The 20,426-nt window shown below is 38.0% G+C and carries 18 protein-coding genes, 1 tRNA gene and 2 pseudogenes; 17 read left to right on the top strand and 4 right to left on the bottom strand.

Annotated elements, in window-relative coordinates; translation table 11 throughout:
* Positions 1–107 precede the first annotated feature (107 nt).
* Positions 108–680 (bottom strand): peroxiredoxin, encoded by a 573-nt coding sequence (locus NG743_RS11790; protein ID WP_027402987.1) that lies wholly within the window; start codon positions 678–680, stop codon positions 108–110.
* 214 nt (positions 681–894) lie between these two features.
* On the opposite strand from NG743_RS11790, the gene NG743_RS11795 reads away from it, so the two are divergent.
* Entirely contained in the window at positions 895–1,320 is a 426-nt protein-coding gene (locus tag NG743_RS11795) for a Fur family transcriptional regulator (RefSeq protein WP_027402988.1), read from the top strand.
* A gap of 35 nt (positions 1,321–1,355) precedes the next feature.
* Positions 1,356–1,715: a DUF4870 domain-containing protein gene (locus NG743_RS11800; RefSeq protein ID WP_257122030.1), complete on the top strand. Its 360-nt coding sequence runs from the start codon at positions 1,356–1,358 to the stop codon at positions 1,713–1,715.
* Between the two features lie 25 nt (positions 1,716–1,740).
* On the opposite strand, the gene NG743_RS11805 is transcribed toward NG743_RS11800, so the two are convergent.
* Positions 1,741–1,932 carry a hypothetical protein gene (locus tag NG743_RS11805; protein WP_027402990.1) on the bottom strand — a complete coding sequence of 64 codons (192 nt, stop codon included), beginning with the start codon at positions 1,930–1,932 and terminating at the stop codon, positions 1,741–1,743.
* 189 nt (positions 1,933–2,121) lie between these two features.
* On the opposite strand from NG743_RS11805, the gene hemB reads away from it, so the two are divergent.
* The 5 genes from hemB (at position 2,122) to NG743_RS11830 (ending at position 8,812) form a co-directional block, all read left to right on the top strand.
* Positions 2,122–3,099 (top strand): porphobilinogen synthase, encoded by a 978-nt coding sequence (gene hemB / locus NG743_RS11810; protein ID WP_015078649.1) that lies wholly within the window; start codon positions 2,122–2,124, stop codon positions 3,097–3,099.
* 229 nt (positions 3,100–3,328) lie between these two features.
* Complete coding sequence (locus NG743_RS11815; protein WP_257122031.1) at positions 3,329–3,751, top strand: helix-turn-helix domain-containing protein; 423 nt, start codon at positions 3,329–3,331, stop codon at positions 3,749–3,751.
* Positions 3,752–3,964: 213 nt separating this feature from the next.
* The gene (locus tag NG743_RS11820; RefSeq protein WP_257122032.1) at positions 3,965–5,425 is read left to right on the top strand and encodes an S-layer homology domain-containing protein; all 1,461 of its coding nucleotides are present in this window, start codon (positions 3,965–3,967) and stop codon (positions 5,423–5,425) included.
* 361 nt (positions 5,426–5,786) lie between these two features.
* Entirely contained in the window at positions 5,787–6,746 is a 960-nt protein-coding gene (locus NG743_RS11825; protein ID WP_027404406.1) for an IS110 family RNA-guided transposase, read from the top strand.
* Between the two features lie 518 nt (positions 6,747–7,264).
* Positions 7,265–8,812, top strand: coding sequence for a GUN4 domain-containing protein (locus NG743_RS11830; protein ID WP_257122033.1), 1,548 nt, complete (start codon positions 7,265–7,267; stop codon positions 8,810–8,812).
* Between the two features lie 263 nt (positions 8,813–9,075).
* Here NG743_RS11830 and NG743_RS11835 read toward each other — a convergent pair.
* Positions 9,076–9,303 (bottom strand): annotated as a pseudogene (locus NG743_RS11835) (RtcB family protein); the annotation flags it as partial.
* 120 nt (positions 9,304–9,423) lie between these two features.
* Between NG743_RS11835 and NG743_RS11840 the strand changes: the two are divergent.
* The 7 genes and pseudogenes from NG743_RS11840 to NG743_RS11870 all read left to right on the top strand — a co-directional run bounded on the left by NG743_RS11840 (position 9,424) and on the right by NG743_RS11870 (position 13,908).
* Positions 9,424–10,152 (top strand): HAD family hydrolase, encoded by a 729-nt coding sequence (locus NG743_RS11840; RefSeq protein ID WP_027402994.1) that lies wholly within the window; start codon positions 9,424–9,426, stop codon positions 10,150–10,152.
* Positions 10,153–10,193: 41 nt separating this feature from the next.
* Positions 10,194–10,266: transfer RNA gene (locus NG743_RS11845), tRNA-Ala, on the top strand.
* A gap of 243 nt (positions 10,267–10,509) precedes the next feature.
* A pseudogene (locus NG743_RS11850) lies at positions 10,510–11,513 on the top strand (HsdM family class I SAM-dependent methyltransferase).
* 107 nt (positions 11,514–11,620) lie between these two features.
* The gene (locus NG743_RS11855) at positions 11,621–11,863 is read left to right on the top strand and encodes a hypothetical protein (protein ID WP_027403004.1); all 243 of its coding nucleotides are present in this window, start codon (positions 11,621–11,623) and stop codon (positions 11,861–11,863) included.
* Positions 11,860–12,261: a type II toxin-antitoxin system tRNA(fMet)-specific endonuclease VapC gene (gene vapC, locus NG743_RS11860; RefSeq protein ID WP_027403005.1), complete on the top strand. Its 402-nt coding sequence runs from the start codon at positions 11,860–11,862 to the stop codon at positions 12,259–12,261. Before NG743_RS11855 ends, vapC begins: the two co-directional genes overlap by 4 nt.
* Before the next feature lie 388 nt (positions 12,262–12,649).
* Positions 12,650–13,462 carry a restriction endonuclease subunit S gene (locus tag NG743_RS11865; protein WP_051424361.1) on the top strand — a complete coding sequence of 271 codons (813 nt, stop codon included), beginning with the start codon at positions 12,650–12,652 and terminating at the stop codon, positions 13,460–13,462.
* Positions 13,463–13,644: 182 nt separating this feature from the next.
* Positions 13,645–13,908 carry a hypothetical protein gene (locus NG743_RS11870; protein WP_027403006.1) on the top strand — a complete coding sequence of 88 codons (264 nt, stop codon included), beginning with the start codon at positions 13,645–13,647 and terminating at the stop codon, positions 13,906–13,908.
* A 447-nt stretch (positions 13,909–14,355) separates the two neighbouring features.
* Here the strand turns inward: NG743_RS11870 and NG743_RS11875 are convergent, their stop codons facing one another.
* Positions 14,356–15,738, bottom strand: coding sequence for a response regulator (locus NG743_RS11875; RefSeq protein WP_193962137.1), 1,383 nt, complete (start codon positions 15,736–15,738; stop codon positions 14,356–14,358).
* A 544-nt stretch (positions 15,739–16,282) separates the two neighbouring features.
* Between NG743_RS11875 and NG743_RS11880 the strand changes: the two genes are divergently transcribed.
* From NG743_RS11880 to NG743_RS11890, 3 genes are all read left to right on the top strand, one after another.
* Positions 16,283–16,957 (top strand): vWA domain-containing protein, encoded by a 675-nt coding sequence (locus NG743_RS11880; RefSeq protein WP_027403008.1) that lies wholly within the window; start codon positions 16,283–16,285, stop codon positions 16,955–16,957.
* A gap of 52 nt (positions 16,958–17,009) precedes the next feature.
* Positions 17,010–17,792, top strand: coding sequence for a PP2C family serine/threonine-protein phosphatase (locus tag NG743_RS11885; protein ID WP_027403009.1), 783 nt, complete (start codon positions 17,010–17,012; stop codon positions 17,790–17,792).
* Positions 17,793–17,894: 102 nt separating this feature from the next.
* Positions 17,895–20,090 (top strand): tetratricopeptide repeat protein, encoded by a 2,196-nt coding sequence (locus NG743_RS11890; protein ID WP_027403010.1) that lies wholly within the window; start codon positions 17,895–17,897, stop codon positions 20,088–20,090.
* Positions 20,091–20,426: the final 336 nt, after the last annotated feature.

The raw sequence follows: 20,426 nt of genomic DNA on the forward strand, positions 1-20,426 counted from the left end.
TTCGTTCCATATGGCTAACGCCATGCAACGCTTACGCAATAACATTGTGTAATTAATTCTGTCCCAATACTTATAACGACAATTTTCAACGCCAACCTACTTAGTAATTAACCAACAAATGCTAAACGGGGTGCGATCGCAGCAGGACGTTCTACACCTTTGATGTAAGCAAGAACTGTATCGGCATCAGATACTTCAAAGGGGTCATCACCAGCGTTGTCTTGAAAACCAGGTTCAATGAACATTTTTTCAATTTCGCAGTTATTAACAACCATTGCATAACGCCAAGAACGCATACCAAAACCGATGTTAGATTTATCAACTAACATTCCCATTTTGCGGCTAAATTCTCCATTACCATCTGGTAACAAGAAGACATTTTTAGCACCTTGTTGTTTGCCCCATTGGAACATCACAAATGCGTCATTAACTGACAAACAAATGATTTGATCAACACCTTGCGCTTTAAATTCCTCAAATAGTTCTTCATAGCGAGGCAAATGTGTAGAAGAACAGGTAGGAGTGAAAGCACCAGGGAGAGCGAATAATACTACTTTCTTACCGGCAAAAATTTCTTGTGTGGTTAAATCTTTCCAAGTGTAAGGATTGGGTCCACCTATAGATTCATCCCGTACACGAGTCTTGAATACTACATTTGGAACGTGAGTAATAACAGTCATAAATACCTCTTTCTTAGATGGAAGATTTTAACTCGCGCTGCTGCTTTTGCTTAGTGCATCAGTAGCTTATCTTGTAAATCAGAATAATTCTGATTTAGGAATTAGTCAATAGTTATAAATACTTATTTTATAATGTATTTTTTAAAAAAGTTTAGTTCTTAAAAAGGAAAAGTTATAATAGGGGCTTATATCTTTATATAATTAAGTAAATCCTATGCAGCCAAAAGCCAATGATATTATCAAAACCCTGAAAAATAGAGGGTTGCGAGTCACCCCCCAAAGATTTGGCGTTTATGCCAACCTATTAGCCAGAGAAGATCACCCGACAGTTGATCAAATTCTGAGGGACTTGAATCAAGAAGCACCTACTTCCTCTCAAGCTACCGTATATGCGGCACTCCAGGCACTGCGAGAGGCGGGTTTGGTGCGAGAAGTGCTATTAGAGGAAGGTGTATCTCGTTATGATGCTAACGTTGCCCCTCACCATCATTTCCGCTGTAACTGCTGTGGCGCAATTGAAGATATCAACTGGAATACTTTCCCGAATATTGATGTCAGTCAACTGCGACAGGGGTTAAAAGTAGAACGGTATGAAGTGACAGTTGAGGGAATGTGCGATGCTTGCGGCACTCATGTTTGATATAATAATTAACTAGAATTGAATAGGAGCAAACAATGTACGACAGCGATAAACGTAAATTATTATCAGCATTGTGTCATGGAGCAATTTTTTTTAGCACCACTGTTGTCTCCATTGGATTACCTATAGCCATACTATTTGTATCAGATGATCCTGTCGTCAAAGACAACGCCAAAGAATCTATCAATTTCCATTTTAACGTTTGGTTATATGGAACAATTCTGGGGGCATTGTTTTTTCTGATTGGTTGGTTGATTGTACCATTATTCATCTTGTTTCCACTCGCAGGTTTAGGTTATATCCTCCACTGGGGATTGACAATTTGGGCGCTAACTGGTGTTTTTAGCAATCCTAATCAACCTTGCCGTTATCCGTTTATTTTTCGAGTTCTTTAGATCAAATCAGGGAAAATATGGTAGTTTAATTAATCATGGATTTTTGATTAAACAATTTACCAAAATTAATTGCATAATCTTTTAAGATTGTTTTTTGCAAATTTGTTATAAGCAAATGTCTATCAAGTTGTAAAATATAAAATTGCCCCACAGCTTCATCAACAGCAGGGCAAAAGACAGTTAAAGCACTGCTTGTAGTTTGTCTGAATAGAGCCATCTATAAACTTGCTTTTGTGACGCTTTATTCTGTGTCCATCTTATTGTTTTTTGTTACATTCAGTGAAAAAACAGTTTGCCTACGGCACACTCTTCGTGTTTAGAAAGGAATTTAAACTCCTTTTTATTTACGAATACAATCCTTCATTCCGTGAAATCATTAAATCCGTCAAATCAGTGATAAAAATTTATGTTTCCTATACATCGCCCTCGTCGTCTGCGTAGCCATACCCAATTACGCCGTATGGTACGTGAAACCGTTTTAACTACTAACGATTTGATTTATCCATTATTTGCAGTACCTGGAGAAGGTATTGCCAAGGAAGTCAAATCTATGCCCGGTGTTTATCAACTTTCAGTAGATAAGATTGTTGAAGAAGCTAAAGAGGTTTATGACTTAGGAATTCCGGCAATTATCTTATTTGGAATTCCGGCAGATAAAGATATAGATGCTACCGGGGCATGGCATGATTGTGGCATTGTTCAAAAAGCAGCAACCGCAGTTAAAAATGCCGTTCCTGATTTAATTGTCATGGCTGATACTTGTTTATGTGAGTATACAAGTCATGGTCATTGTGGTTATTTACAAGTTGGTGATTTAACAGGTAGAGTATTAAATGACCCAACTTTAGAATTATTAAAGAAAACCGCAGTTTCTCAAGCTCAAGCAGGTGCAGATATTATCGCACCTTCGGGGATGATGGATGGTTTTGTGCAAGCAATTCGCGCAGGTTTGGATGAGGCGGGATTTGAAGATATCCCCATTATGTCTTATGCTGCTAAATATGCTTCGGCTTATTATGGACCATTTAGAGATGCAGCGGACTCAACACCACAATTTGGCGATAGACGCACTTACCAAATGGACCCCGGTAACGCCCGCGAAGCCCTGAAAGAAATTGAGTTGGATATTGCTGAAGGTGCTGATATGCTGATGGTAAAACCAGCTTTGGCATATATGGATATTATCTGGCGCGTTAAGGAAGCTACAAATTTACCTGTGGCAGCTTACAATGTCTCTGGTGAGTATGCAATGGTGAAGGCTGCGGCTTTAAATGGCTGGATTGATGAGCAGCGTGTGGTTATGGAAACCTTGACTGGCTTTAAACGGGCTGGTGCTGATTTGATTTTGACTTACCACGCTAAGGATGCGGCTCGGTGGTTATAGTCAGATAATTTCTCACGCAAAGGCGCAAAGACGCAAAGATGATTTTGAGTGGCTTCGTGTTTGGGCGTGAGATTTTTGGTATTTTGGATGTGATATTACTACGGTACGAATTATATTTCGCGCAAAGGCGCAAAGACGCAAAGACGCAAAGTTTAAGATTTTGATAGCTTGCGTGGCCATGCTATTAATAAAAGCATCACCGACCGTAACGGGTGTTAAGGTAAAAATTATGATTAAGACCTCAGATAAAGCGCCAAGCTACATTAAATTATTACAAACTTTCCCTCCTAGACCTATCAAATCTGATGAGGAACTGCTTGCTACTCAAAATGTAATTGATTCTCTGTTAGACAATACTCCATTAACACCAGATGAGCAAGACTATCTTGATTTACTTGGTACTTTAGTGTACGAATACGAGCAAACAAAAGAACCAGTTCCTGATATTTATGGAATAGAATTGCTCAAAGCTCTTATGGAAGAATATGGCTTTCATCAAAAAGATTTGATTCCTGTATTTAAGACAGAATCTATGGTGTTAGATATCCTAACAGAAAAAAGCCAACTCACTGTCAGTCACATCCAAGAGTTAGCAGAGTTTTTCCATCTCTCACCTGCTGTTTTTCTACCGTTACCTACGCAAAATCTATAAAATTAAACTGTGTTAATAATTACATTTATTTTGTAAATTCTGCCGTGTGTAACAGCTTGTTCACATTGAGACTGGTAATGGGTAATTGTCTCCTTTTTGCTTCTTTGACAAAAGTAATATAAAATGCCCTGTGTTACCAGTACGGTTCACTAGCATCAAAAATTTTTGCTCTAGAGAACATTAAGTCCATTGGCCAGGTGTGAGATAAATACTATGAATCCCATTAATTTAAGTTGGAGTAAGCTGGTTGTCGCAACCGTTTCTGTTGTCGCATTATCGCCAATATTTTCTGCATTAGCAGTATCAAGACTTTCTTCCCCAGTTGCATCAAAATTAGGTAATTCTCCACAAACACAACTTTTAGTAGGTCAATCTGACGGCGAAGCAATTGATACTCCCGTTAACACGAGTTTTTCACCAGAGAAGAAATCAGCATTCACGCTTTATATATGGCAACCTGGGGGAACAATCAAAGAAGTAATTGCCCGGATTTCTATTAAGAGTAAATATGGTAATAAATATCGGCAAGAAAGGTTTTTAGGTGATTATAAATATAAGATTAAGCAAAAGGCTAAGTTTGTTAAAGGGTTTAAATTAGGCGATCGCATCGTCATCCGCTTATATGATACCAGTAATCGCTTTATTGGTTACAGTGAATTTGTTTGTTTGCCGGAAAATACGGCGGTTAACTTGATTTTATCTGCTAATCCCACAGAAAACAAAGTAGTCCGCACCTTTTATGGTTTTGATGCCAATAATGATAGCATTGTTGATAATACCAATGCCTACGATTATTTCACGGAAGTTAATAACCAAAAAGTTACTTTCTTGAATAGTTCAGAAAAGATTAATATTGTCCAATATCAAGCCGCAGGATTTGCCAAAGTTGCCACCACTGGCGCTTATCCTACCTCTTTTAGCGAAGGTGATTTTGCTGTAGCAGGTAAATCTGTCAATGCCTTTGATTCTAACTTAGCAAAAGCCTTAACTGCTAATCCTGGTAGTTTAGTAAAGTTGACTCCAATTCAGGACAACTCCAGTTTTGAACTGGGCAAATTATTAAGTGAATATCGGACAATAGGTGTAGGTAAGGGTATTCAAGTCTCATTTTCTGATATTTCCAAAAACTATTGGGCTAGGGAATATATTTCTGAATTGGCAGCAATGGAAGTAATTGGTGGATTTCCCGATGGCACTTTCCGTCCCAATGCACCAGTAACTCGTGCCGAATTAGCAGCATTATTACAAAAAGTTTTTATTAAAACTAAAGTTCGAGAAGCAATTAATTTTAAAGATGTTCCTAAGCGATATTGGGCTTATAATGCCATTCGAGAAACTTACGAAATGGGCTTTTTTACTATTCTCAACAGCAAAAACTTTAACCCCACACAAAAGCTGAATCGCCTAGATGTTTTAATAACTTTAGCCAAAGGATTGAATTATAAATTTACTGGTTCAACCGAAAATATCCTTTCAGTTTATAGTGATGCTTCTAGTATTAGAAGTGAACATCGGAATTTTATCGCTGCTTTAACAGAAAATAATGTAATTACTAATTATCCTAATAAAAAATTACTAAATCCTAAAAAAGTTGCCACTAGAGCCGATGTTTCTGCTTTATTGTATCGGGCAATGGTGAGCGCTGGAGAAGTGGCAGATTTACCTGCAAAATAAATTGGACAAACAATATCTTGTCAATTTTCTGTAGGTTGGGTTAAGCGACAGCGCAACCCAACAAATGCGTTGGGTTTCATGCTAATTGCTCCGCAACGCTAACGCGAACAACCCAACCTTGTATCTTAGAGGTATGTTAGAAGAAGTGGTAGACCGTCCCAACCTGGGTCAGAAAAGACCGCTTTGTAGCAAGGATCACCACAACAATCTCCATGACAGAACTCGAACAGTCGCCTGGGGTAAAAACTATGAACAAAGACATAGATAATATAGCCCGTATCGTGCAAGGATGAGTGAAATCAAGGGGATGAATAAAAACAAAACAAATTAAAAAGAAGTAATTGAAATTGGAGAGTTAAAAATGGATTATATCTCCCAATGGGTAGGCATTGACGTAAGTAAAGCAACACTTGATGTTTATATCCGTCCAATGGGTAAAGCATTTCAATTTGCTAATACTGAAACAGAAATAGCTAATCTAGTTAAGCAACTTCAATCTAACGATTTAAACCTAATCGTACTGGAAGCAACAGGAGGACTAGAAACAGAATTAATCATTCAATTGCAAGCGGCTCTTTTACCAGTAGCATTAATCAATCCTCGTCAGGGAAGAGACTTTGCTAAAGCTACAGGTAAGTTAGCCAAAACCGATGCCATTGATGCACAGATTTTGGCGCATTTCGGTGAAGCAATGAAACCGGAGGTGTTAGCAATCGAAAGTGAAATGTCACGTCAATTAGGCGAATTAATTAGTCGCCGAAGACAATTAGTAGAAATGTCTACAGCGGAAAAGAATCGCCGTGACCGCGCTCGTGGTAAAGCTTTGACAGATATTGAATCCCATATTGATTATCTTGAGCAACATCTTCAACAACTCAATCAAGAAATTGAGACGTTGACCCAAAATAATCAACAATGGATTGATAAAGTCAATCTACTCAAAACTACTCCTGGCATTGGTCAAGTAATTTCTACCACTTTAGTTTCTGACTTACCAGAATTAGGTCAATTAACTGCCAAACAAATCTCTCGCTTAGTTGGTGTTGCACCAATTAATCATGATAGTGGTCAGCACAAAGGTAAGCGCATGATTAATGGTGGTCGCGCCCATGTTCGTGCCATTCTTTATATGGGTGCTGTTGTTGCCATGCGTCATAATCCTGTTATCAAAACTTTTTATGAGCGCTTGGTTGAACGTGGTAAACCCAAAAAATTGGCCATTACTGCTTGCGTTCATAAAATGTTAGTTATTTTAAATGCGATGATTCGAGATCATCTTCCTTGGTCTATTTCTCAAGACTCACAACCAATTTCTGCATAAAGTTCTACTGTCGTTTTTATACCTCCAATCTAGTTTGGTAATTTATGGCAACCTATAATTTACCTGTTTTGTTCTGTTCTGTTTTTCTCCTCTATTTTCTGACTTTTTTCCTAGACTTTAAATTTTTCCTTAACGATCGCTTGACAATCAAGACAGTCGCTACAAATCAAGGCTATGGGTTTTACGTTAAGTTGAATTTGAGGATGCGTCCATTTTGGGTATAATTACAAGTAAACGTAATTTTACAAAGTTGTGGAATATCGTGATTACAAAAAATAAACAAGTCCCAGCACAGAAATCCGTAATCAAGAGCAAACAGACTGTAGTATTCCCAAGTATTTTGCAGAAAACGCTGCTCGAAGAACTGCGTTGCGGTTATGGAAATTGCTCCTATAGCGGCTGTTATTGTCAAAAATATGAAGGTAATGCCAGCACTTGTCAAAATTCAGGCTGTGGACACAGCTATGATCAACACTGGTAATACTTGACTCTTGATCACCACACAGGTTACAAATTTTATGCCTATCATCAGAGATTATTGTGCCGGCATGGATGTGGCAATGGGCTACAATCCCCTCACAGGTGAGATATACGATACCTATGTGGATTATGGAGACTTAGTTCCCGCTGGTGGGCAGACTGGACAAACAGCCGATTTATTATTCAAACGAGTCACATCTAGTGCTGAACTGAGTAGCGTCTTAGGAATTGATTTTGAGGCAAATCTGAACGCTTCCTGGTTTCAGGGAAGTGGTTCTGTGAAAGCTAAAGCTGTGAGTGATTTTAGCCAAAAATCTAACGAATATTCTACCTTTTCCGTGCTGTATGTCAAAGTCCGCGACATTGAGAAAAACCTGAAAATTGTTGATTTGAGTCCCAGAATAATTAAGTTTATCAATCAAAATGGAATAGATGAATTTTATCGGCGGGCGGGTTATGAATATATCTCTGGAATAATTACAGGTGGTGAATTTGTTAGTACCATTGAGATTATTTCTAGTGATAGGGAAACTAAGGAAAAAATGGATGCGGAACTGAGCGCCCAAATTTCCTATAGCAGTGTTGCTTCTATTGATGCTAAGGCTGAAATAAAGTCTAGATTTGCCAATCTAGCAAAATATAGCAATGTGCGAATTGAAGCTCGTTGTTATCGCACAGGTGGTGCTGGGGTGCTGGTGACAACTCCCGCAGATGCTCTAGAATATGCAGTCAATTTTCCAGATTCGGTGCGAAAATCGGCGAGTATTTTACAGGTACTTTGCAAACCTTATCACGATTTGCTATCTTTTCCTACGGCAATGCAAGCGATCGATATGATGACTTTGCAAAAGCAAACACGGGTATTGCAAGGTCTTTGGGAGCGCTCTCAGCAGATTTCTAAACAAATTGCTGATGTGGAATATATTCTTCTAAATCCAAAGAAATTTGCTCAGGTAAATGAGGCGGTTTTAAGAACAGGAAAAGCCCAGTTAGAACATCAGTTAGAAGAGGTTAATGATCAAGCAATCCAGTTTGCTAAAAACTCCATAAAATCAATTAATGTTGTTGATTTTCCCCCCATTCCTTTAGCTTTACCAATGCGCGGGGTAGAACTCAAGTCAGCAGTAGGACAGGATTATACTAAATTACAAGATTTACTCGTTGCGGGAAACTGGAAGGAAGCAGACGCGGAAACAGGAAGGCTAATGTTAGCGGTGGCGAAACGAGAACAGGAAGGTTGGTTAGATGTTGAAAGTATTGATAATCTTCCCTGTGTAGACCTCCGCACCATTGACCAGTTGTGGGTAAAATATAGTAACGGGCGTTTTGGGTTTTCTGTGCAAAAACGTATTTATCAAAGTTTGGGTGGAACAAGAGAATACAATTATGAAATCTGGGAGAAGTTCTTAGACAAAGTAGAGTGGCAAAAAGGAAAGAAAACATTGTACTACAAAGATATTACTTTTGATATAAAAGCACCAAAAGCCCAGATCCCAATAGCTTTTGGGTTGAAAACGGATGGACTGGGGTACTTGGGGTATTCTAGAGGGGGACTCTTCTCTCGCGTCGAGACTTGTAAGTTGTAACATATAAGGCTTACAGAAAGTTATTAAAAATTATAACTAGGTGATTTTCCACGAAGTATTGGGGTTATGGGTTTCTGATACCTAATACACCCTTAAAAAAAGTCAAAAATGTAGGACAACACAGGTTGAATCACAAACAAATACTAAACGAAAAAATCCAGATCCTGTACATCCTTAAATCCTGAATATCCTGATTCAGACAAAATATCCCTGACTTCTAAGATAATGAGTGTGATAAATGAGAAGTCAGGGATTCAGACAAATTACCCTTTAACACAAAGAACTTGTTTCAAAGTGGCCACAATTTCCACCAAATCAGCTTGATTTGCCATTACCTGTTCAATGGGTTTATAAGCAGCAAGAATTTCATCTAAAACTCCCGTATCCTTACGACATTCTACCCCCTGTGTTTGCTCGATTAAATCATCAAGAGTATAGACATTTTTAGCTTTACTTCTTGACATTAAGCGCCCTGCACCGTGGGAACAAGATCCCCGACTTCTTCAAGAAGTCGGGGATCTGACTCTTCTATATCTCCAAAAATGGGTTAATCTTAAATGTATTCCGGTAATTTACTCTGATAATCTAGAGGATTGTTTCCAGTTTGCACTATGAGTTTAAAGGCAGTTTTATTTGATTTTAATGGTGTCATTATTAAAGATGGATCAATTCATATCCAATTGATAGATGAGATTCTTGTACAGGAAAATCTTCAACCTCAACGGGTAAAAGAACGTGAAGACTTTTTAGGGATAGGCTCTCGCGCGTATCTGCAAAATCTGTTAAAAAGTCGTGGTAGGGTGGTGACGGAAGCTTATATGATGCAGTTACTTACCCGCAAAGCTCAAGCTTATGTGCTGGAATTGGAGAAGCTGGAAGAATTGCCTTTGTATTCGGGAATTGAAGATGTGATTTTTCAGATTCGTTCCCGTCATCTCAAAATGGCGTTAGTTAGTGATGCTTTATCCTCGGAAATAGAATTTGTATTAACATCTGCTAAATTAGCTGAATACTTTTCTGTGATTGTGTCGGGGGATGATATCAGCAGCAATAAACCTAACCCGGAAGGCTATTTGCTGGCGGTTTATCGCTTAAATCAGGCATATCCAGAATTAAACTTACAACCTGATGAATGTTTAGTGATTGAAAATACTCCCGCAGGTATTCAAGCTGCTAAATGCGCCCAAATGCAAGTGGTGGGAGTAGCAAATACTTATCCCTTTCAGATGCTACACCGTCAAGCTAATTGGACGATTGATTATCTGATTGATTTGGATTTGCAGCAGGTACAGGAAGTTTTTTTGGAAAAAGATGTGAAATCTGTCCTTCCTGAGTGTTAAGATATATGGTGTGCTAAAGTTTTTGACTTAAGCACGACTAAGGGGAATTAGCTCAGTTGGTAGAGTGCTGCGATCGCACCGCAGAGGTCAGGGGTTCGAGTCTCCTATTCTCCATTTGTATACTAAACACGGGTGAGATTTAAACTTTTGCCAAATGACAAAGAACCCAGATGTGTAGTAGGGGTAAAGCAAAAGCTGATATGTGTCAACTTAAGCTCAAATCCCTACCACATCTCGTTCCTAGTCTCTGACTAGGAATGCAGTTGGCTCTGCCTCTAATATCATTGAAGGCAGAGCCTTCTAGAATTCAGTCAGAGGCTGGGAATGTATTTCACCCCTAGACCATTGATTGATTGCATGGTGGCTTTGATTAAACCCCAACCAGGGGAATTAATTCAAGATCCGGCTGCGGGTACGGGTGGGTTTTTAATTGCCGGCGATCGCTATATTCGGCAAAATCATGATGTGTTTGAATGGTCAGACTCCCAGCAATCTTTTCATCAGTATCAGGCGTTTTATGGGATGGAGTTGGTGCAGGATGCTCACCGCTTGCTGTTGATGAATATGATGTTCACGGCATCGAAGGGGCTGTTGATTTAGGTGACACTCTGGGTGATGCTGGAAAGCGTTTAGCAAAGGCTGATATCATTCTCACAAACCCTCCCTTTGGCACTAAAAAAGGCGGTGGACTGCCTTCCAGAGATGATTTTACTTCTTCGACCTCAAACAAGCAATTGGGCTTTTTACAGCACATTTACAGGTCACTCAAACCAGGAGGAAGGGCGGCGGTAGTATTACCTGATAATGTCCTTTTTGAGGATGGACAGGGTAAATCTATCCGCGCTGATTTGATGAATAAATGTAATTTACACACGATTTTAAGGCTACCAACTGGGATTTTTTATGCTCAAGGTGTGAAAACGAATGTGTTATTTTTCCAACGGGGAACAACGGAGAAAGGTAATACTAAAAATGTCTGGTTTTATGATATGCGGACTAATATGCCCAGTTTTGGTAAACGTTATCCTTTAACCCGTGAACATTTTACAGAGTTTGCACAATGTTATGGTGATGATGCTAATGGTAATAGTCTCCGTGTAGATTTGGGTGAAGAGGGTAGATTTCGTTGTTTTAGTCGAGAATATATTGAAAAAAGAAATGAAAATTTAGATATTTCTTGGCTACGGGATGAAAGTTTACAATCTGGGGATAATTTACCTGAACCGGAGGTGATCGCTGCTGAGATTATGGAGAAACTGCGAATTGCAACTAAGGAAATGGCTGCTTTAATAATATTACTAGAAGGGGAAGAAGCAGCAGAGGCTGTTAGTGCTTCGGTGGGTTTGTCAGATAATTTGTAATTATTTTGTCAGAATCAGGATGTCCAGGATTTTAGGATTTATAGGATGGAGAATAAATAGGGTATAATTAAGAAAATGTGTTTTATTCAGTTAAGGGAGCAAATTAAATGACTATGACACAGGCTATTTTAGAGAAAGTACAGAATTTAACACCTCAACAACAAGAGCAGGTTTTAAATTTTATTGAGTCTTTAAATTTGTTATCACAAAAACAGGATACACCTCAAAAATCACCGGAGGAATTAGGCTGGCCTGCTGGTTTTTTTGAAGAGGTGATTGGTGGTTGGGTAGGAGAACCTTTAGAAAGACCTGATCAGGGTGAATATGAAATTAGAGAGGTTTTATTTTGACCTATTTACTTGATTCTAATGTTTGTATTCGGTTAATAAATAATACTAATTCTGCTGTTACCAGTCGTTTAGCATCTCAAAAACCACAGAATATTTTGATTTCTACTATCACTCAGCTAGAATTATATTATGGTGCTTACCGCAGTATTCAGAAAGAACAAAATTTAGAAATATTAGAACGTTTTTTTAGTACGTTTACTATTATAAATTTTACTCCTGAAGCTGCTAAAATCACTGGCAGAATTAGAGCAGAATTAGCTGCTGTTGGTACTCCTATCGGTCCCTATGATTTACAAATTGCGGCTATTGCTATGGCTAATAATTTGATTTTAGTTACTCATAATGTTAAGGAGTTTAGCCGGGTAAATGGTTTAAATTTTGAAGATTGGGAAGTTTAATTTTAATTGTCACAAATCAGGATATCCAGGATTTAAGGATTTACAGGATAGAATTATAGAAAAATATCCTTATATAAAAATAGTCGGTTGAAACCGACTTTAGCTTTTAGACAGGGAATTTATTCCCTGGATAAATGGATAAAACTATATTTTGTCTGATAGCGAAGCGTGGCGTTAGCCATATCAGGATTTTAGGATTTACAGGATTAATTTATTAGTTTCTATGCTGATGGGTTATATTAATTAAGTTATTGAACGCAGATGAACGCGGATGAACACAGATAATTTTTATTTCTCGGATTTTTAGATTTTTAATTTTAATGGTTTAATGATATAATTATGCCTCACGCAGAGGCGCAGAGACGCAAAGGGTAAGAGATAGTTTATTATGAGTGATGAGTTATTAGAATTGCCTGAAGGTTGGAAATGGATAACTCTAGAAGAAATTGCTAGTCATGTCAGTGGTAATGCTTTCAAAAGTACAAATTTTACTACTCACGGAATACAAGTTATTCGACTTGGAAATATATACAAGGGTGAACTCAATCTAAGTCGTGATCCTATATTTCTCCCTGAAGAGTTCTTGTCAAGCAATTTTGTCTTAAAACCAGGTCATATTATAATTTCTCAAACAGGTACTAGATTTAAGCGTGATTACGGGCATTTTGTAATCATTCCCAATAATGCTTCAAACTTACTCCTAAATCAACGCTTGTTAGCAATCTCTTGTCATCCTTCAGTAAATCCTAAATATATTGTTTTAAGCAGCAAATTAAAAGTTTATCAAGATCACTTTTTTTCACATGAGACAGGTGGTGTTAATCAAGGAAATGTTGGTGTTGCTGGCGTAATGAAAGGTCCAGTACCACTAGCACCACTCAACGAACAAAAACGGATTGTTGCTAAAATTGAGGAATTGAGCGATCGCTCACAAACAGCCCAGAAAGCCCTAGAAACCATACCGCAGTTGTGCGATCGCTTTCGTCAATCCGTCCTCGCAGCAGCCTTTAGAGGCGATTTAACAGCCGATTGGCGCGAAAAAAATCCAGACGTTGAACCTATCTCCAGCCTTTTACAAACAATTGAAGAATGTAGTAAAAATAAAACTCAAGCTGAAAAGAAGATTACCATTGAAGCAGTAGATATTCTAGCCAGTCGAGTATTTAGAGAAGGTGTTCCTGATTGTGAAACCGAAAGTTAGATAATTGGTGATTGGTAATTGTAAAATAATCCAAAATCTACCGCCGCCCTGTTTAGAGTATAAAATCAAACAGGGTGGATTTTTATTGTCCCCTTGGCAATATAGTAAATTTGTACTACTATATCAAAATGGTCTTCAAACCTGGAAAGACTTATGGAATAGGGATTTTAAGGACTACACCTATGATGAAGCATTATATTCTCAATCTTAACCCCACCGCCAAGCATGAATGGGATCGTTGTATTATCCGTGATCCTTTAACGGCAAAACGTCCAGATATAGCTAAATTAATTTCTGAAGCCGTAGGTGCAGATACAGGTAGTTATTTAGTCAGTGTAAATATTGAAGTAACGGTATTGCAAGAAGCTCCATCACCATCACCCGAACAGCTTTCCCTACCGTTTCCAGAAATCTCTGTACCCACCCCATTAAGAGAAGCAGCATAGAAATTGCAACTTATCCGCTTCAACTAATTTCATAGTAGGTTGGGTTGACACAAGGAAACCCAACAGCATACAAACTTGTAGCTAAGTCAAAAAACCAAAACAACCCAAGTAAATTATATCCATAATAATAGCACAAAAAGTCAAGGGTATTTATCAATCCTGTAAAAACGTATTTCCGTTAACTTATTGACAAGATTATCAATAAAGTTGAGAATACAGACTATCTATTCTCAATAAACATCAACTTTACCAAATTTACGAAAATGTCTATTTAAAAAACTTATAAGAAAATAGGCTAAAAACCTCTTTTCTCCCCCTGCTTGCCTTCACCCATCATTTTCGGGTTGACAGACTAGTAGGTTGGATTGACGCAAAAACACCCAACACTTTCAAAACTCCACTGCTAATTGCTGACTGGGCGCAAGCCCTGCGCCCCTACGTTCCGAGTTATGCCAAGTGCATAAAGATCATTTTCAGCAACTCAGCGCGAGTGAAAGGCTTGGTTAAGTATCCAGACGCACCGACAAATCTCGCTTTTACTTTATCTATAATTCCCTTATTGCTAGTTACAAAAATAATGGGAATAGTTTTAAACAGGGAATTATTGCGGATAATTTTACACAGTTCATAACCGTCAATTCCTGCCATATTTAAATCCAGTAAAATTAGATCCGGCTTATGTCTAATAATTGACATTACTGCCTTCACAGGTTCATTAATAGTCACCAAAGTAAAATTCTCATCTTCCAAATAACGACTGATTTCTTTGAGAATTGTAGGACTATCATCTACAGAAATAATTTTGTAAGTCTTTTGGGTGATTTTCGTATTGATTTTTACTTTTTGTGAATCAACTTCTATGTTACTATTAACAGCTTCAGGTGAAAAATCCTCTGGAGGTAAATCAGCAACATCTGGTACTAGCTGTTGAACCGCCAGATGATTCTGCGAAATGATTGGAGTTTCTGAAGAAGCATCTTGACTGGGTGCTACATCCGCAACAAATAATTTACCCCTCATTAACTCTGTGCTATCTTCAGAAAATAGTAATGAACTTCCACAAGTTTTTGGTAACTTATCAAATGGTGGATCTGGTTCATGTAATGCTATCGAACCCTTAACAATATAGGGGTATAAACTTAAAGCTAGTTGCAACTCATCCTGATTCATAATAATCGCTAGATGACGCAAGCTAAAACCCTTCATCCAATTGGTGATATTTTCTTTGAGTGGTGGTAATCTTTTATCCTGAAACTTGCTACTAACTAACAAATACGGACGCTGATATGGAGAAGATATGTATCTACCAAGATAGCGCCAATTTTGTAACTGATTTTGGCAGTTTTCAATGATATCATTAATATCTAATTTACAAATTTTGGTAAAATTTTCTAGTGGTTCTGTTAGTTCAAAATCACCTGTTTTAATGAGGAGAAATGATTCAATTACCTCTTTAACTAATTCTTGAATCAGTAATGTTGCGTGATCAAGAAGGAGATGTTGTTCATTAACCAGCCAATTAATCGCTTCATATTCGGGAATTTGGTGAGGTAAATGATGATTATCTTCAGGTTCAAATATCAAGCGCATTTTTACCCGCACTTCATTATCAACTAAAGGAATTTGTGGATGGAGACGACGCATTTGTCGTTCTAATCTATCAAAGGGTTCTACTGAATGAGTCGCATAGATAATTTTTCCTTGTTCTATATATATCAACCAAGATACAGAGTTACTATGTGCTTGCAAACGGGTAGTTTCATAACAATTGCTTAATTGTCTTAATAAACCTTGGGGTGATAATTTGGTAAATGTGCCAGTATTCTTCATGTTTTTACAATTTTTTGGGCGGATACATCAACATAGTATGGGAAAAGATTAAATATCAGGCTGCAATATGATATCATCTGGAAATATGGTTATGATCACAAGTTGTTAAATTATGAATATCAATGAAAAACATCTTTTAAGCATTATCCTCCTCCGTTGAATGTGACAATTTTTATAGTTTTTTATGTTGATTTTTTATCATTGGTCTGGATAAAAATCTCTGTTTTGTCATATTTTGTCGCTATTTCATCTTGATTAACTATATAGTGATGCTATTGAGTATGCTGAGACTTTTTTGGTAATTTAAATTCATCAATTTTCAGCCGGATCTGCTTACTTTTCCTGGATTTAACAGTAATGAATTAATTTACCCAAGGACAGACTTAAATCCCACATAAAATCTTTAAAAATTTATGGAGGTAAATGTATATATTGATTATTACAGCAGATTGTAACTCAACAAATTGGAGAATCTGCACCAGAAACTATATACTTTGAGTAAAAGGAAAATAAGACTTTGGACTATAACATAACACAGAAAGTTATGATTGATACATTCAATCTTGACGAAGTTGTAGAATTTGCAGAAAACCCCGAACCCCGTTGTCCATGCGTGTTATTGCTAGATACTTCTGGTTCGATGCAAGGAGAACGAATCGAAGCCTTAAATCAAGGTTTGTTGAGTTTAAAGGATGAACTGGTTAAAAATTCCTTAGCATCCAGAAGGGTAGAAGTGGCAATTATTACATTTGATAGTAATGTTAATCTTGTCCAGGACTTTGTAACTGCTGATCAATTTAACCCGCCGATTCTTACAGCCCAGGGGTTAACAATTATGGGTTCGGCTATTCATAAAGCCTTGGATATTATTCAAGAGCGCAAATCCCAATATCGCACGAATGGTATTGCTTATTATCGTCCTTGGGTGTTTATGATTACTGATGGTGAACCCCAGGGTGAACTAGATCATGTTGTTGAACAAGCTGCCCAAAGACTGCAAGGGGATGAGTCTAATAAGCGGGTGGCGTTTTTTACGGTGGGTGTAGAGAATGCGAATATGAGCCGATTAAGTCAAATCGCTGTACGAAGTCCGCTGAAATTAAAGGGATTAAATTTCATTGAGATGTTTGTTTGGCTGTCTGCGAGTATGTCAGCGGTGTCTCATTCTCAGGTAGATGAACAGGTAGCACTACCACCAATTGGGTGGGGATCTGTTTAATGAAAATTGCAGCTTGTTGTTTAAACTGAACTAGCTGTGGAAAACAAATTATATGAATACATCAAAACAGATTTCTCAATGGCGGGTAGTGGCTGCTTCTGTATGTGGGACTAGTCATTCAAAAAACCAGCAACTTTGTCAGGATGCTCACCATTGGCAGCTATTGGCTAATAATGTGTTGGTGATAGCAGCGGCCGATGGTGCGGGTTCTGCTAAACTAGGAAAGGTGGGATCAATGATTGCGGTGGAAACGGCAATAGATCATCTTTCTCGCCAAGAGATGACGAGTGATTCTCTGGCTAATGATGGTGTTTTGCGTTATTTGCTCAGTGACGCTATGTTAGTAGCCCGCAAAGCTATAGAAATTGAAGCGGATATTTGTAATCATCAACCTCATGATTTAGCAACTACCTTAATTCTGATGATTGCTACACCAGAAATTGTGGCTGTAGGGCAGGTTGGGGACGGTTTGGCTGTGGCTAAAAATGTTATGGGTAATCTGATAGCGTTAACCATTCCTAGTAATGGCGAATATATCAATCAAACAACTTTTCTCACGTCTCCTGGTGCTTTGGAGACAGCACAATTTGAAGTATGCCGGGAAGAGATTGTTAATGTGGGTGTTTTGACTGATGGGTTACAAATGTTAGCTTTGAATATGATTGTTGGTGAACCTCACAAACCTTTCTTTTTTCCTTTATTTCAGTTTGTAGCGAATGCTGAAGATAAAATATTAGCAAAAGAACATTTAATGCGGTTTTTAAGTTCTGATAAGATTACTCAGCGGACTGATGATGATTTAACTTTAATTTTGGCTGCATTTATTAACTCATAATTTATAGTCATTAGGGATTAAAGACAGTATGGTATTAGCCATACCCTTGAGTGTCTGAACTTTTGACGGATTCTAATCACCTCATATAACCTTTATTCTGCCATGCAGGTACTACGTCATCTTCCTAACCCGGAAATTCTCAACCTCTCTGTCAGTGTGGGACATGGTGGTGAAGCTTGTATCTATGCAGTTCCATCGGATGAGAATTTGGTAGCGAAAGTATATCATAAACCGACTGTCTCTTATGCCCAAAAACTGCGGGCGATGCTTGCTAATCCTCCTGTAAATCCAATGGATAATTTAGGGCATATTTCTATTGCTTGGCCACAGGAATTATTGCAAGCTGCGGATGGTAGTGGTAAGGTCGTTGGCTTTGTGATGCCCAGGATTCGGGGAATGCGGCCAATTATGGATTTTTATAATCCAGGGATTCGCCGACAACATTGCCCTTTGTTTAATTATCAATATTTGTTGCGAACTGCCCGGAATCTGGCTGCGACTTTTTCGGCTTTGCACGCCAGCCGATACTGTGTTGGTGATGTGAATGAGTCGAATATTTTGGTGAGTGATACGGCTTTGGTGACGTTGGTGGATACGGACTCGTTTCAAGTGACCGAACCGTTGCAGAATATTGTTTATCGTTGTTCTGTGGGTAAGCCTGAATATACGCCTCCAGAATTACAGAATAAAACTTTTGCGGACTATGATCGAGAAATTCATCATGATTTGTTTGGGTTGGCTGTGCTGATTTTTCAGTTGTTAATGGAAGGAACTCACCCATTCTCTGGGATATTTCAAGGGGCGGTAGATCCTCCAACCTACCAAGGGAGGATTCTTTCTGGACATTTTACCTATAGTCAAAAGAAACAAGTTCCCTATCTACCAACGCCTATTTCTCCTAGCTGGGATCTACTTCATCCTAGTTTGCGGGATTTATTTGTGCGTTGTTTTGAGGATGGTCATGATCAACCTTTGTTACGCCCTAATGCTCAAACTTGGTTGTCGGCTTTAACGGCGGTGGAGGAGAGTCTGATGATTTGTCAGGTGAATCTTCAGCATCTTTATCATAATCATTTGGATAAGTGTCCTTGGTGTGAGCGGACTAAAAGATTGGGTGGGAGAGATCCATTTCCGTCATTGCTGGCGATCGCTTCTAAACAACATCTACAACCACGCGCCCAACCTAAGTCTAAACGTCGCTATATTCCTACTCCCCGTATCACTCAGCCATTAACACCAAATTCTCCGGTATATCATTGGCAACCTATAGCTAATCAGCAATTTTATCATCCTCCTGCTGGTAAAAAATTAAATCGCAAGGTATATGGTGTGATTTGTGGGGTGATGGGATTGGGTCTTTTGGGCTATTTGGATGTAATGATTAAATTTACCCGTCCTTTTGTTTCCCAAAATCCCTACACTCAACAAAGTTTGATGTCTCGTACATCTAATCAAACTGCTGATTTGCCAAGTCTTTCTTTTGCGGATTACTACCAGCGCGGTGATACTGCTTATCATCAAAAAGATTATGAAGAAGCAGTTGCCAACTTCACCGAAGCTACTAAAAAGAATCCCCAATCTGCCAAAGGGTATATAAATTTGGGTAATGCCCAATATAATTTAAATAATTATGAGGCGGCATTAGCTAATTATAACCAAGCTTTGAAGTTGAATCCTCAAGAGGTTAAAGCCTATATAAATCGCGGTAATGCTTACTATATGCTGGCTGACTATAGTAGTGATCCTGATAAGGAATACAAACAAGCGATCGCTGATTTTAATGCGGCCATCAATATAGATAAAACTGATGCGGAAGCTTATGTCAGACGGGGTATTGTCAGATTTGAAATTACTAAATACATCAATAATTCTTTTCCAGAATACCAAAGGTCAATTGCTGATTTTACTGAAGCCATTAAACTCAATTCAGCTAAAATAGATGCTTACTTTCAACGGGGTTTGGTTCGTTATCAAATAGCGCAATATAGCACCAATTATGCCACAGAATATAAACAGGCGATCGCTGATTTTACTGAAGCATTAAAACTTAATCCCCGATTGGCTAAAGGTTATCTAAAACGTGGGATGGCTCACTATGAATTAGCACAATATAGAGAAGGTATAGCTGACAAAAATCATGTTCAAGCAGTTGCGGATTTAGAAACAGCCGCTAAAGTTTCTTTGGAGCAAAATGATATGGATAATTATCAACAGTCTTTGAGTAGTATTTGTATCGTTGTTCCTAATAAATGTGGTAGTTTATTATCTAACACAATTCTCACTAGACAAAGTAATTGATTTAGTAGGAGTCAGGAGTCAGGAGTCAGGAGTCAGGATTCAGGAGTCAGAATAAGAAAGAATAAAGAATGAAGAATGAAGAATGAAGAATGAAGGAATTAAAATCATCTAAAGTGTGAATAATCTGTAAAAAATAATAGTTAAAATTCACTCCTGACTTCATTAAGAAATTGGGGGTTTTTGTTTTTGTGATTAAAATTACTATAGCGGAATGTAGCTTGAATAAGGCACAAAATTCACGGAAAAAGACAAACACAAAAAGACTTTTACTTCTTCTTCTTATTCTTATTCTTCTTTTTTTTTTCCTTCTTCCTTATTCCTTATTCTTCTCTCTTA

Source organism: Dolichospermum heterosporum TAC447, from assembly GCF_024584745.1.
Lineage (GTDB): Bacteria > Cyanobacteriota > Cyanobacteriia > Cyanobacteriales > Nostocaceae > Dolichospermum > Dolichospermum heterosporum.